Annotated in this window: 10 protein-coding genes; 6 read left to right on the plus strand and 4 right to left on the minus strand. The window is 53.2% G+C overall.

Annotated features, from left to right (window positions below; genetic code table 11):
* The first annotated feature begins 68 nt into the window (after positions 1 to 68).
* Complete coding sequence (locus tag PAT3040_RS05900; protein ID WP_258234856.1) at positions 69 to 800, plus strand: molybdopterin molybdotransferase MoeA; 732 nt, start codon at positions 69 to 71, stop codon at positions 798 to 800.
* A gap of 534 nt (positions 801 to 1334) precedes the next feature.
* On the opposite strand, the gene PAT3040_RS05905 is transcribed toward PAT3040_RS05900, so the two are convergent.
* Positions 1335 to 2045, minus strand: a complete 711-nt coding sequence (locus PAT3040_RS05905) for a hypothetical protein (protein ID WP_108991875.1) — start codon at positions 2043 to 2045, stop codon at positions 1335 to 1337.
* Between the two features lie 726 nt (positions 2046 to 2771).
* On the opposite strand from PAT3040_RS05905, the gene PAT3040_RS05915 reads away from it, so the two are divergent.
* The 3 genes from PAT3040_RS05915 (at position 2772) to PAT3040_RS05925 (ending at position 7363) form a co-directional block, all read left to right on the plus strand.
* Positions 2772 to 3647, plus strand: coding sequence for a hypothetical protein (locus PAT3040_RS05915; RefSeq protein ID WP_108991877.1), 876 nt, complete (start codon positions 2772 to 2774; stop codon positions 3645 to 3647).
* 113 nt (positions 3648 to 3760) lie between these two features.
* Entirely contained in the window at positions 3761 to 5317 is a 1557-nt protein-coding gene (zwf, locus tag PAT3040_RS05920) for a glucose-6-phosphate dehydrogenase (RefSeq protein ID WP_108991878.1), read from the plus strand.
* Positions 5318 to 5776: 459 nt separating this feature from the next.
* A complete protein-coding gene (locus tag PAT3040_RS05925; protein WP_108991879.1) occupies positions 5777 to 7363 on the plus strand; it encodes a peptide chain release factor 3 in 1587 nt (528 codons plus the stop codon).
* A gap of 357 nt (positions 7364 to 7720) precedes the next feature.
* Here the strand turns inward: PAT3040_RS05925 and PAT3040_RS05930 are convergent, their stop codons facing one another.
* Positions 7721 to 8104 (minus strand): hypothetical protein, encoded by a 384-nt coding sequence (locus PAT3040_RS05930; protein WP_108991880.1) that lies wholly within the window; start codon positions 8102 to 8104, stop codon positions 7721 to 7723.
* Positions 8105 to 8306: 202 nt separating this feature from the next.
* Between PAT3040_RS05930 and PAT3040_RS05935 the strand changes: the two genes are divergently transcribed.
* Positions 8307 to 10223: an FAD-dependent oxidoreductase gene (locus PAT3040_RS05935; protein ID WP_108991881.1), complete on the plus strand. Its 1917-nt coding sequence runs from the start codon at positions 8307 to 8309 to the stop codon at positions 10221 to 10223.
* A 213-nt stretch (positions 10224 to 10436) separates the two neighbouring features.
* Complete coding sequence (locus tag PAT3040_RS05940; protein WP_258234857.1) at positions 10437 to 12506, plus strand: serine hydrolase domain-containing protein; 2070 nt, start codon at positions 10437 to 10439, stop codon at positions 12504 to 12506.
* 54 nt (positions 12507 to 12560) lie between these two features.
* On the opposite strand, the gene PAT3040_RS05945 is transcribed toward PAT3040_RS05940, so the two are convergent.
* The gene (locus tag PAT3040_RS05945; protein WP_108991883.1) at positions 12561 to 13217 is read right to left on the minus strand and encodes a GAP family protein; all 657 of its coding nucleotides are present in this window, start codon (positions 13215 to 13217) and stop codon (positions 12561 to 12563) included.
* 17 nt (positions 13218 to 13234) lie between these two features.
* Positions 13235 to 13960 (minus strand): MerR family transcriptional regulator, encoded by a 726-nt coding sequence (locus tag PAT3040_RS05950; RefSeq protein WP_108991884.1) that lies wholly within the window; start codon positions 13958 to 13960, stop codon positions 13235 to 13237.
* Between the last annotated feature and the right edge of the window lie 95 nt (positions 13961 to 14055).

A 14055-nucleotide genomic window follows, 5' to 3' on the forward strand; every position in this document is an offset into this window, starting at 1 on the left:
GGCCGGGCCACGCCGCTCTGCTCGGCACGTTCGGCTATGCCGACGTGCCGGTGTACCGGCGCCCCCGCGTGGCGATCTTTGCCACCGGCAGCGAGCTGATGCCGGTGGAGGCGCCTGCCGCGCCGGGGCGGATCCGCGACAGCAACAGCGCGATGGTCGCGTGGATGGCCGAGCAGAGCGGGGCGGTGCCTTGGCTGTGCGGCACGCTGCCGGATGATCGGGCGGCGGTAGAGGAAGCGCTGCATCGCGCAGCGGAGGAAGCCGACCTCATCATAACGACGGGCGGCGTATCCGTGGGCGACTACGACGTGATGGCTTGCCTGCTTCGGGAGCTGGGGGCTGCAGGAACCCACGTCTACGGCGCCGGAGCGGACGAAGTGAGGGAGAGCGGCCTCTTGTTCAACAAAGTCGCGATGCGTCCGGGCAGTCCGACTTCGGCGGCGATCTACGAAGGTAAGCTGTTGCTATGCCTATCCGGTAACCCTGGAGCTTGCTTCGTCGGCTTCGAATTGTTCGCGCACCCGGCTCTGTTAGCCATGCAGGGCTGCACTTCGCCGCTGCCGCGCAAGATAACCGCGAAGCTGGCGCTTTCCGTATCCAAAGGCAGCCCGCATATCCGCTTCGTTCGCTCTCGCCTCCGGTATGGAGATGACGGTATTATATACGCCGACCCACTTGCGTTCTCCAAGTCCAGCATGATGGCCTCAATTGCTGATGCTGAGGGACTCGTCATCATTCCCGCTGGCCCGCAGGGGCTGGAGGCGGGAGAATGGGCGCAAGTGATGCTGCTGCCGACGTGAGGCGTGTCATCAGAATGTTTCCGTATAACAATTACTGACTGCCATAACGCATAGCAGGCTGACGCGACAGCATGCAATCTTTCACGTGTTAATACCATCTAAACATACAGGGGTTGTCCTAAAGGTGTCCGTATGACAAGTGAACACCCGATTTACAAACGAAAGGACCTCGAATTCCACTTCTAAGTGGAGACTAAGGTCCATTTTCTTGAAGAAGTTCGTTTCCAATGAAACTTGCTGCGTCGCCAGCCCAAATCGAGCGAGTTTGTCGATATCGTCGACAACGAAGATGACGTTACTCCTTGTACCGCAACGGAACTCAGAGATCTTGTTCCGATGATTCGTGACCTCTTTGAGAGGTCACGGAACTGAACGTCGATAATCGACCGTTATGAAGCCTTTTTCTCGTGAAATGCCGGCAATAAGGTGTCTCAGTTCCGTTGCTGCGCGGAAATAGAGATTTTCCGGTGAATAGTGTCTCACAGTTCCTTTAGCGCAAACCATCCCCGATACTCCGATAGAGGTTCTCTCGCCTCAAATGTATTTATTGACGATGGACCCCCTGCTTGGAAGCGGCCAGTACAGTTGGGCGGCGCCATAATACATGGCGTAAGGGTATGCGGCTGTAAAGGGAAGCTTAAGCCAGTCCGCGGGCTGCTGCTTCTCGGCGTATGTGACCGCCGTCTTCAATCCCGTCAACAATCCATCCGCTCCAAGCAGCAGGCGCCTCGCCTTGTCCGGGTCTTCAAGAGCAGAGAGGAGAGCCGGCGAATGCGCGCCAAAAGTTTCTTTTTGGCGCTCCTCGATGCCCTCCAGCGATAATTCGCCTCTCGCCAGTCCGAACTGCGAAGTTGCCGGATGCCGCAGAGCAAGTTCGATGACCTCCCACACTTCGGGCATCAAATATTCCTCATTGCGCTTGTAAACAGAAGCAAGCCCGTTCAACAGATCATCCAGCTCACGGAGCTTGTCCTTCGTTACTTCTCCATTTCGCCAGCCTTCTTGGCGGCCCAGCTCGATCATTAGGCTGTTCAGCTTTCCTTCGGCGGCTTTTGCTGTTCGAAGCCAGGCCGCGGCTCCCTTAGCAGACGACGCTTCCCAATCGGCCAGTCCGTTGACGGGCTCGGCGCGCGAAGGTTCGATCAGCTCCCGGTTGCGATAAGCGGCATAAGGGTTAACTGCGCTAATCGGCGCATAAGCATTCGAACGTTCAATCCCTCTTATGGAGCGGATATATTCAGCCATCAAGTACTCCCCCTTTCCAAGTCCTGCATAAGGACATTCACGACGAGAATGAGAAAAAAATAATATAATCAGCATACTATATAACGAACACGAAAGGACTCGAACGAGAGAGTCGAAACGTCACGAAATGTTCGTTATAAGGAACGAATTTGTCGACGAAAGACTCTCGCTGTCGATTAGATGATAAGAAATAACAGTCCAATGTCGTCTAGATTTAAAACGGCAACGCCCGGTGATCCGCTTCGGGACAATACATGGGCAGGATTCTGTCCTGATTGCGCGTAATTAGTAGAGTGTGCTTCTATGGAAGCAGACGTTGCTTTATCCCCTTGCCGCTGTTTCTTGCCGCGAACACCTTTACTCTTTTTGCCGGTTGTTGTTCGCCTGTTTGACGTGGATTGTTCGTTCGAGCTTCCCTGCTCCCGTTCATAGGTTGATTGGTTTCCATATGGCTGCGAGAAATGCAAGCCTTGACAGTCCCCTTGACAAGGAGATACGAGAACAAGACGTCCGTTAGCGCAACTCTCCGCGATTCCAACATACCTCAATCCGTTTTTTGCCACTGCGCAGACCGGCATCCCGATAATATGCTGCAAGTGATCGACAGTAAGCGGATAGATTCGTTCCATGGCTCCGTAACCATTCCCTCCATTGGTGTTGTTGCGACAGTGTATTCATTCGGAAGCCGAAATGTACGTTTACCTATACAAGAACGGAGGTTATACCATGTATGTACCCCGGAATTCGTTGTTGAATCGGGATGTAGCAGAAGCAGCAAGACATGGGAGATCCCGCAGACCCCGCAACAAATACGGCGTGGCATTTGCAAGCGCGATGCTCGTTCTCTTGCTGATTGCGGCTTTGGTGCTGCAAAAATCGGAATCGAAGGATCAGGCTGCCGCCCCTGCGCGGTACGCCCATGATCTTGCGCAGCTATGGAGCTGGAGCGATTCGGTGTTAGCCGGTGGAGCGAAGACGGCAGAATGGACGCTTCGGTTCGATGCGTTATTGAGCGAAGGGATGTCATTGGCGCAGTTGTCCGATAGCGTATTCTCCGACGTAGATGGAGTCATAAAGACGGAACGAATCGTGACGAATGGGGGAAACAGCGTGTCCGGACATTACTTCGCGCTTCTTGGTGAAAGTACGGACGCCGCTCGACTGTCGCTGCATCAGACAGGACAGTCTGACAATGGCATGACGGTGATCTTGCTTTTGGAATCGGGCGTCGAAGACTCGACGGAGCAAGGTCTGCAGGCTGCGCTTAAGCAACTGGGCTCCCTCCTCGCGAAGATGAGCGACGAGTGGACACTAACGATGAAGACGCATGGGTATTCGGACAAACAAGAAGGAGCCAAAACACTGGAGCGAATAGCCAGAGGCCGCATCCTGGAGCAATATGAGGATGGAGGCACGCGCAGCGTCACGATGTTAAGCGACGCTCTTTTGTCGTCGAAGGCACTCGGAAATAACCGGCATGCCAATTTGCAGGTCGCGGAGCATCGCAGCACGGAAACAGCGCGGAACGAGCTGACGATAGGAGTACCGCTAATTTCGGGTGATTTCTCTTCTGTTCGAACGGCCGAAGAACGAGCAGATTAACAGATGGTTTATTTGCATTTTTTATAACCCGTTCAATGGCGATTTAAGGTTGAATATGCTAAACTACATATCATGCAATTCCCATAAAAATTCAGGTAGAAAGAATGAGGCGTATGACTCCCAATCCCATAATAGAATCGAATTCCCCGGAAGGCGCGGTTTATTACCTGTTCGGGGCGACCGGAGATCTCGCAAGACGCAAGCTGTTCCCGGCATTGTTCAGTTTATATAAAGAAGGCAAGCTGTCCGAGAAATTCGCTGTCGTCGGTCTCGCTCGCCGGGCGCGCAGCAACGAGCAGTTCCGTTCGGATCTGTACGAATCCATCAACGAGTTCTGCCGCTACAAGGCGGACGATACCGAGCTCTGGACGCGGTTCGCGGAGCACTTCGTCTATATGTCGCTGGATATTAACAACGTCGACGGGTTTCGCGAGCTATCCTTGTTATCCGCAGAGCTGGACGAGAAGTTCGACATCCCGGGCAACCGTCTGTTTTATCTGGCGCTTGCGCCGTCACTGTTTGGCCCTGTATCCCTAAATCTCCGCGACGGAGGTCTGTTGGAGTCCAAGGGATGGCATCGGCTCGTTATTGAGAAACCATTTGGCTATGATCTGCCCTCGGCGCAGAAGCTTAACGAACAATTGGGCCAAGTGTTTAAGGAAGAAGAGATTTTCCGGATCGACCATTACCTGGGCAAAGAGATGGTTCAGAACATCCAGGTCATCCGTTTCGCGAACGCATTTTTTGAGCCGTTGTGGAACAATAACCATATCGCAAATGTGCAAATTACGTTGTCGGAGACAGTGGGCGTCGAGGAACGCGGCGGCTATTACGACAAGTCCGGGGCGCTGCGGGACATGGGGCAGAACCACATGCTTCAGATGCTGACGATGATCGCCATGGAGCCGCCAAGCCGACTTCACGGCGAGGATATCCGCGACGAAAAGGTAAAGGTGCTTCGTTCTCTTCGCGGCTACAAGTCGAACGAGGAAGTACGCAGCCATGTCGTGCGCGGTCAATATACCGCCGGCAAGTTAGGCAACAAGGAATTATCGGGCTACCGCCAGGAGGATTCTGTCGGCGAAGAGTCCGCGACGGAAACTTATTTTGCCGCAAAGGTGTTTGTCGATAACTTCCGCTGGGCGGGTGTGCCGTTCTATATCCGTACGGGCAAACGTCTGCCGGTTAAGACGACGGAGGTCGTCGTGGAATTTAAAGCGATGCCGCAAAACGTCCTGTTCGCGCAAAAACACGAGCTGTCGCCGAATCTGCTTGTCATCCGGGTTAATCCGATGGAAGGCATCTATATTAAGATCAACGCCAAGAAACCGGGCGCGGACAACGACGTCCAGCCGGTATCGATGGAATTTTGCCAAAGCTGCATGATCGGCATCAATACGCCGGAAGCCTACGAGAGGCTCATTCATGACGCGGCTCGAGGCGATTCCACTTACTTCACGCGTTGGGACGAAGTATCCCATGCATGGGAATTCGTGGACCGGATCGCGAAAGGCTGGCGCGAGGATTCATCCGATCTTGAGCCGTATCCGGCAGGATCGTGGGGTCCAGCAAAGGCGAACGAGCTGCTCGCGGAGCAGGGCCATCACTGGTGGCCGGTCAACGGCCAGGATGAGGATAACGTCATCTGGATCACTAACAAGGAAAAATAAAACCATTAGTCATTCCGGCGCACGGAATGACTAATGGCATGTAGACGACAACGGCAATACGACCGTGAAGGGAAGGCAAGCGTCAATTACCCGCCGCCTTAGAGGCGGGGGCTTGCAACTGCCCGATAGTGAGAACGGCGATTAAGCCTCCTATCTTAGAGTGGCGTCGCATGATGGGCAGATTGACGGGCAGCCCTACTATACGGGAGATGCCCGAATAGTACCGCATAAACGGTATTTGTCGCTTGTATCTTTTACATGACGGAGCCATACCCGCCATAACCCTTTAGATACAGTTGTCAAAGAGCAAAGGAGTGCCTTTGTACGCTCGAAGCGTATAACGGTTTTCTCCTATACAAAATATATCACGAATGGAGGGAGTGCAGGACAAGTTTTTGCTAACGCAAACGCGCATTCTTCTCCCGCTTATAGAAGACGGGAGTATCCTGCACAAAAGTGATGAATCCATCATTATCTAACGAAATTAAGCAGGAAGTCGACAAACGGCGTACGTTCGCGATCATATCCCATCCGGACGCCGGCAAGACGACCTTGACCGAAAAGCTGCTTCTATTCGGGGGCGCCATTCGACTGGCCGGCTCTGTCAAAGCCCGGAAAGCCAGCCGTCATGCGACATCCGACTGGATGGAGATCGAGAAGCAGCGCGGCATCTCCGTTACCTCGTCCGTCATGCAGTTCGATTATTTGGGACATCGCGTAAACATTCTGGATACGCCCGGTCACCAAGACTTCTCCGAGGACACATACCGCACGTTGACGGCGGCGGACTGCGCGGTCATGTTGATCGACGTTGCGAAGGGCGTCGAGGTGCAGACGGTAAAGCTGTTCCAGGTTTGCCGCAAGCGCGGAATTCCGATCTTTACCTTCATCAACAAGTTGGATCGCGAGGGCAAAAGCCCGTTCGATCTTATGGAAGAGCTGGAGCAGGTGCTTGGCATCCGTTCCGTGCCGATGAATTGGCCAATCGGCATGGGTCGTGAACTATGCGGGGTCTACGATCGGATGAAGAACCAGGTGGAGCTGTTCCAAGGTAACGATCACTCCACGATAGAAGTACGCAAAGTCGGCGACTACAACGATCCCATTATTCGCGAGATGGCCGGCGACTATTTGACGGATCAGCTGATTTCCGATCTGGAGCTGCTTGACGTAGCAGGTGATCCATTCGACTACGACAAGGTACGCGCAGGCGAGCTGACGCCGATCTTCTTCGGCAGCGCCGTCAACAACTTCGGCGTACAGACATTTCTGGAGAACTTCCTGCAGCTCGCGCCGAAGCCGACTTCGCGGAACAGCATGTCGGGCCCAATCGAGCCGACGAACGAGAAGTTCAGCGGCTACGTGTTCAAGATTCAGGCTAACATGAACCCGGCTCACCGCGATCGTATCGCGTTCCTGCGTATTTGCTCGGGACGGTTTGAGCGGGGGATGGCCGTAAAGCATGTACGCAACAAGAAGGAGATCAAGCTGTCGCAGCCGCAGCAATTTCTGGCGCAGGACCGCGATATCGTCGAGACGGCTTACCCGGGCGACATTATCGGTCTGTTCGATCCCGGCATCTTCCGTATAGGCGATTCCTTGTCGCAAGGCATGGAGGTGGAATTCGACGAGCTGCCAACGTTCTCTCCCGAAATTTTCTCCAAGGTAACGGTTAAAAATGCCCTTAAGCATAAACAATACCAGAAGGGGCTGGACCAGCTGACGGAAGAAGGCACGATCCAGGTGTTTTATTCCACCGGCAATTTCGACGAGACGATTCTCGGCGTCGTCGGCCACCTGCAATTCGAGGTGTTCGAGCATCGGATGAAGGCGGAATACGGCGTAGACATCCAACTGCACCGGATGACGTTCCAATTTGCCCGCTGGATCGTGGACGAGAAGATCGATCCTTCCAAGTTCCGAATCAACTCCACGCTCGTGAAGGACAAAAAAGGCAATTACGTTGCCTTGTTCGAAAACGAATATGCGATGCGCACCGCCATGGACAAAAATCCGACCTCCAAGTTTCTGGAGACGGCGCCTTAAACTTATCTCATCCTCCCGGCCGAGCTGCCGGGGGGATTTTTTTATTGTATAGGAAATAGCTGTAAGCGTTAAAAACGCCGATGGACCATAAAGTAACTCTGATTATCAGCCATAGGCGTTAGTGACGCTTATGGCACCAAAAAGTAGGTGAACGAGCAGCTGTAGGCGTTAAAAACGCCGATGGACCGGAAAGTAACTCTGATTAATGTCCATAGGCGTTAGTAACGCTTATGGCTCCAAAAAAGTGTAAGTTTTGCAACCACTGTGCTGACAAAGCCAGTGAAACGTAACCGAATGGTGAGAAAAGAAGTAAAAAAGAGCATGCGCCAATGAGGCGCACGCTTGCAAGAAGCTCAATTATTGGAAGTTTTTGAAGCCTTGGTTCATCCCGGCTTGATTTTGAAAACCGTAGGAATGGCTGGTTTGCTGATTGGCGAATGCAGGGGAAACGTGGGAAAGGGAAGCTTGCTCGATTTGACGCAGGTTTTGGGACATTTGCTGCATTTGCTGGATGGCCGTTTGATGACCTTGCAGTGCCGTTTGGATCGTTTGAGCGGCACGCTGCTCCTTCTGAGCGATTTCCTCCAGCGTTCTTGCGTTTTGCTGCTCTTGCTGCAGCAATTGCTGGTACATCTGAGAGGCTTGCTGCGTTTGGGTGATGAGTTGGCTGATCAGTTGTTCGCATTGGTTGATCTGGCCGGTAATGGATTGATTCTGGTACAAGGATTGGTTCTGATACATGAGATTACCTCCGTCTGAGATTAGGATAGTGTGGCGCTTCGCGATTCTGTCTCACGCCAACCCGATTAGTTATTCGCAGGATGTGGATGGATTATTCAAACGTGGCAACTCTATGAAACTATCGCTCTTTTATTGTGTCCAGATAGACAGTTAGTCTATAATAGTTGGGATACAAAGAGAATGGGAGGGTACAAGAGCAGGCATGAAGAATCGCAAGTCTATTATTTTGCTGACATTGGGACTATTGCTGATCATTATCGCAGGGTTGTTTTACGTAATAAAATTACAGGACGACAAGGGCCCCGCGCCCGTGACGGAAGTTAAGGATATTCCACAGGTTCCGGTAAAGGAGCTGAAGGAGCAGTACGACGTAGTCGTCGTCGGCACCGATCCGGAGGGCGTGGCCGCAGCCGTATCCGCGGCGCGGAATGGCCTGAAGACGCTGCTGGTTGACGGAAAAAACCGTGAAATATTGGGCGGACTGTTTACTTTAGGCTGGCTTAACAGTCTGGACATGAACCGGGCGCCGGATGGTGTCGATTATTATAACAAAGGCATATTTAAGGAATGGTTCGACCGAGTCGAAGGCGATTCCTTTGCTATCATTACGGCGACCAATGCCTTCCATGAATTGGTAGAAGCAGAAGATAACATCGAGGTTCGCTTGGGCATGAAGAGCATAGAACCCATTATTTCGACTGATGACGGCGCAACGACCGTAACGGGAGCGAAGCTGACGGCCGCTGATGGCACCGTATTGGATATAACCGCAGGGGCTGTCATCGACGCGACGCAGGACGGCGATTTCGCGGCTGCTGCGGGAGCGCCGTTTACGTTCGGCCGCGAGGATATCGGCGACGACAAGCTGTTGATGGCCGTTACGCCGGTGTACGAGCTGGTTAACGTGACCCCGGAAGTGTGGGATGCCATCAGTAAACGTCAGAACAATGACGACGATCCGGATACGGGAGCAAATAACGAAAGCGTATGGGGCTTCAAGGAAATGTGGGAATATCCTTCCACGAATCCGGAACGCATTCGTTCCCGGGGACTTAACATCGGCCGTTCGGTCAATGATACCGCGTTTATCAATGCCGTTCAGATTTTCGAGGTCGACCCGTTTAATCCCGCATCCATCGAAGAGGCCTACGAAATCGCGCGTAAGGAAATTCCGCTTATGCTCGATTATTTGAAGTCGCTGTACCCGGAACTTGAGCCGATCGAGCTTGGGGCGCTTGCGCCGGAGCTGTACGTGCGAGAGACTCGCCACTTGATCGGCGAATATCGTCTGACGATGACGGATTTGCTGGAGCAGCAGACTCATCCGGACGATATCGCATTCGGCTCCTACCCGGTCGATATTCAGAGCACTTCGTCCGCGCCTACGGACAGAGGCGCTGTCGTTATGAGACCGAAGTTCTACGGCGTACCGTTCCGTACGCTCGTGCCGCAAAAGATAGACGGCTTGCTCGTCGTCGGACGTTCGGCCAGCTTTGACTCTTTGCCTCATGGCAGCGCTCGCGTCGTGCCGCTCGGCATGGCAACAGCCCAGGCTGCAGGAGCAGCTGCAAAGCTTGCACAGGAGGAAGGAATCACGTTCCGCGAGTTGTCGGCGAGCGAGTCGCTGATCGCGACCCTGAAGGAGCGGCTAACGGAGCAGGGCATGGATTTGACTCCGCCTAAGCTCGAGCCATATCCCTTCATCAGCCACCCCGCTTACGAAGGCATGAAGCTGGCTGTAAGCATGGGCATCTCTCAAGCCGGGTACGGTGTCGACTTCGGACTGGATATCGAGTCCAATCCGAAACGTCTCTTCTTTAATCTGACCGGTGCGTCCAAGACGCATCCCGAAGCGTTCGCGCATTCGGCGGAACCGTCCATCAAGGACATTCCGACGGACCAAGTGAGCACGATGCCATTGACGCTGGAGCAAGCCGCATATTCCCTCTTGACGGCCGTGGAAGGCGAAGCCGTGCCGGCCAAGGCGCTGGACGTGCTTATGGCGGGAGGCCTCGTTCAAGCGGACACGCTGTCCCTGATCAAGGACCGCAATAAGCTGACGAACGGCGACGTATACATGCTAATTAAAGATGTCGTGGACGCCTTGTCCACTAAATAAATCGAAGAGAGCCGATGGAGCGTAATGCGCCCTGTCGGCTTTTTTTGTTTAAAATTTCGTGGCGGACATCCGCGACCCTCGGCCGTTTCACCTTGACGAGGGAAACGTCAGCCTTCTATCAGCCACATTCCAAATATATGAAACTGCCATTCTATGAATCCCGTAATAAGTAGAGTTGGTTATCTTACTACGAGAAACGGAGTGAAAGTTCAGTTGAGATGGTTGACTAAAACAATGACCGCTTCTGTCGTGGCTTTTAGCCTGGTTGTGCCTGCTGCTTACGCAGCTCCGACGACGGATACGACGGCTGCCCTTGCAAAGGACTTGAATGCAGAGACGGCTAAAGCATTTTTGGATTCGTTTTTTGCCTCCGAGCAAGCAAAGCCGCTATATGTAGGAGCATCCGTCGTCATCGTCAAGGACGGCAAGACGATCGCGGAGAGCGGTTACGGGTTTGCGGATCTGGAGTCGGAAGAGCCGGTCGATCCGGCAAGCAGCCTGTTCCGAATAGCGTCGGTATCCAAGTCCTTTACGGCAACGGCGCTCATGCAACTGGTGGAGCAAGGCAAAGTGAGCTTAAAGGATGATTTCTCGAAGTACATCAAAGGACTGAAGTTTGATAATCCATACGATGCCCCGGTGACGATCGAACAATTGCTGACGCATACAACCGGTTTCGAAATTCAGGATCCGCTTCCGGAGGATATACATACCGATTACGATCGTGTCGTGAAGCTGGACGATTACGCGCTCAAGCATATGCCTCCCGTCGTCAGGGAGCCCGGAAGCTCCTATATGTACGACAACTTCGCATCGCTGCTGCAAGGACTAGTGGTACAGAACGTCAGCGGCGTGCCGTTCGAGACCTATATGGAGGAAAATCTGTTCGAGCCGCTTGGCATGACGAACAGCACCTTTTTGCCCAAAGATGAGCTGAAGGAGCGAATGGTAACGGAGTATGGGGTCGACGGCTCGGTGCTTGATCATTATGCCATCGATCCGACGGTAATGCCGCAGGGCGGCATGTTGTCCACGGCTCAGGATGTCGGCAAATATATGGTGTCGTTCTTAAACGAAGGAGCGGCCGGTTCCGGACGTATTTTGAAGGGTGCGACGGTAGCCGACATGCAGGAGTACCGCTCTTACGCGCATCCGCTGCTGCCGGATACAACTTATGGCTTTGAGGCGCCGATCCAGCTGCCTGGAGCGGGCAGCAGCTCAAGCGTCATTACCAAGGCGGGCGATCTCATTGGCACCAGTTCCCTGATGTTTATGATTCCGGAGGAAGAGACAGGCGTATTCCTGACATACAACAAACTCGGACCGTTGCGTGATCTGTTCTACTCGGCCTTTATTACAGAGTTTTTCCCGGATATCGCCAAGCCGGCTGAGCTGGATCCAGCGTTCGAGCCCTACACGACGGAGGAGCTGGAAGCATTTAGCGGCGTTTATTCCGATCTGCGGCTTCGCGTTATCGTATCGACGCTCGGTGCGGAAGGAGACGGCAGCCTGGTCATCTCGGATTCCTTCCTGGGACCTCGCAGCTTGAAGCAAGTGGACGACAATTTGTTTGTCGACGGTCTGACGGGCAAGTTTACGGCATTCCGACTAAACGACGACGGCATCGCTACCTATATGAAGGAACCTTATCTGAATCCGCTCGGCTATGCGCGCAAGGGCGTAGAACCTGCCGGCTTCGCCGATGTCCCGGCCGATCATCCGTATGCGGAGGCCATCCATGCGCTTCAGTCGCTTGGCTACCTCGCCAATGACGCGAAGGCAGCATTCGGACCCGAAGAAGCAGCAACGCGCGGCGGGTTCGTGCAGGCTCTGATGGAGATCAGCGGACTAAGCGGCAGTACTTCCGACGAGCCCGCCTTTAAGGATCTCGCCGGCCATCCTTCCGCTCCGTTTATCCAACAAGCCTATGAGATGGGACTTGTCAAAGGAGCGAACACGGAAGAATTTAGACCGGATCGACCAATTACCAGACAGGAAGCGGCCGTTATGATCTGGCGCGCGCTCGTTCTGCAATATCCGGCGGAGCTGTTCGAATCCGTAAAGCTGTCCGGGGATACGGACGAATGGGCTGAGCCTGCCGTTAAGATGCTCGTCGGGTTAGGCCTCATCGGTCCTGAAGTAAAGCAGAATGCGGACGGAGCCTTCGACTTCTTGTCCAAGGCAACCCTTAAGCGTCAGGAAGAAGCCTTTATTCTCCATGCGCTTCTGACATCGCCGACGGATGCTATCGTTGCGGGGTTGATGGCCCAGCAAGCTCAATAATGGATTACAGCTCCCGATGCTTGGCATCGGGAGCTGTTCTTTTATTCCAAGAGTTTAAAATTTGTCTATGTTATTAAGAACCAGGATGATCCCCGCGATGCTCATTACCCAGGACAACGTCGATCCGGCGCTGTTAGCAAGCTTTGTGCCAAGTTTCTCAAGCGGATGGCGCATTAGACGTCCCAGAATTAGATGAAGCAAATATAATATGATCGCGGGCAAAACCATGATCACATTGTACGAGGCTAACAGCGGAACCCACTCCACGGGCGTCAGCTCGGCTGTGCCCATAAGCCCGATCGCGGCAAAATAGGGGAGAGCTGTCGCGACCTCTATCGCAAAAGTAGTTACTCCGAGCGCAACCATGGAAGCGACGTTTTTGGATTTAGGTCTAGGGGGCGAATATTTTTTTTTGGTGTTGATAAAGAAGCTTCCGATAAACAGGGCCGCGCCGATAATCGTCAGAGCTATGCCGACAGCCCGGCTTTGGAAAAGATCCGCTGCCGATTCCATGACGGTGCCGAGTCCCATCATCAATAAAGCTCCGACGGCAAAATACAGAACCGCGACGGTTGCAATATAGGCGAGTAGACGAGTGAACACCTTCCCTCCGGGAGAGAGCAGCAAATAGATGGTTACTCCGATGATGGCGGGGCTAAGCATGTCCAATAGGGACAGGGCGCCAACGGATATAATTAATTCTGTGGTCAACGAACTACCTCCGATCCCTAATTGTTGCGAGATAAAAAGATGGCGTACGCGTTTTCGATTAACGAGATAAGCCGATCGTGGATGGGATACAGCCCCATCTGCTCCGATTGTTCCGAGGACTTCCGAATGTCCCACAGCTTCTCCGCAAAAGCCTCCTCGCCGCCGAATTCCTCCAGGTACTTCTCGTGCATGCGAGCTATAATACGCTGAATAGCGGGAGAGTCGGGGTCCGAATCCCCGTATTTGTTGAGCTGACCCAGTAAAGCGATCCACTCCAGAGAATCGGGATCGTCGCTGTTCAAATTAGGCAGCCGTTCCAGCAGGGGGAGTTCGCGTTCCTCGAACATTCGTACGCGGTAATCATGTTTGATCGCCGAATCGCTGCCGGATGACCGGATAAGCCGATGGATGACGTCTCGATTGGTTGCTCCTTCAACCGCGAGGCTATGAAGAAGCCCTCGCAGATCCGATTCCGTTTGATTTAATTTTTTTTGCTCGTTTATGACGTAATGGAGCTGCTGCTTTAGCGAGCCGGACCAGTTCCATTCTTCTCTGGCAAGCATGTCCGCGATTTCCCGCAAGCCAAAGCCCAGTTTTTTGAGGAACTGGATTTGCTGCAGTCTCATCAATTCCGAATCGCCGTATAATCGGTGATTTCCTTGCGTCTTATCCGCGGGCTTGAGCAAGCCTATATGGTCGTAATATCTTAACGTACGAACCGTAATGCCGGTTTGTTGGGACATTTCATGGATAGAGATCGACTTCCTCACCTTCTTTCGCGAATTAGGTATGATTCTATTGTAAAAGATGACGCTGCGTCACTTTCAAGCTTTTTTTC

Origin of the sequence: Paenibacillus agaridevorans (assembly GCF_003112455.1) — a bacterium.
GTDB classification, from domain to species: Bacteria; Bacillota; Bacilli; order Paenibacillales; family Paenibacillaceae; genus Pristimantibacillus; species Pristimantibacillus agaridevorans.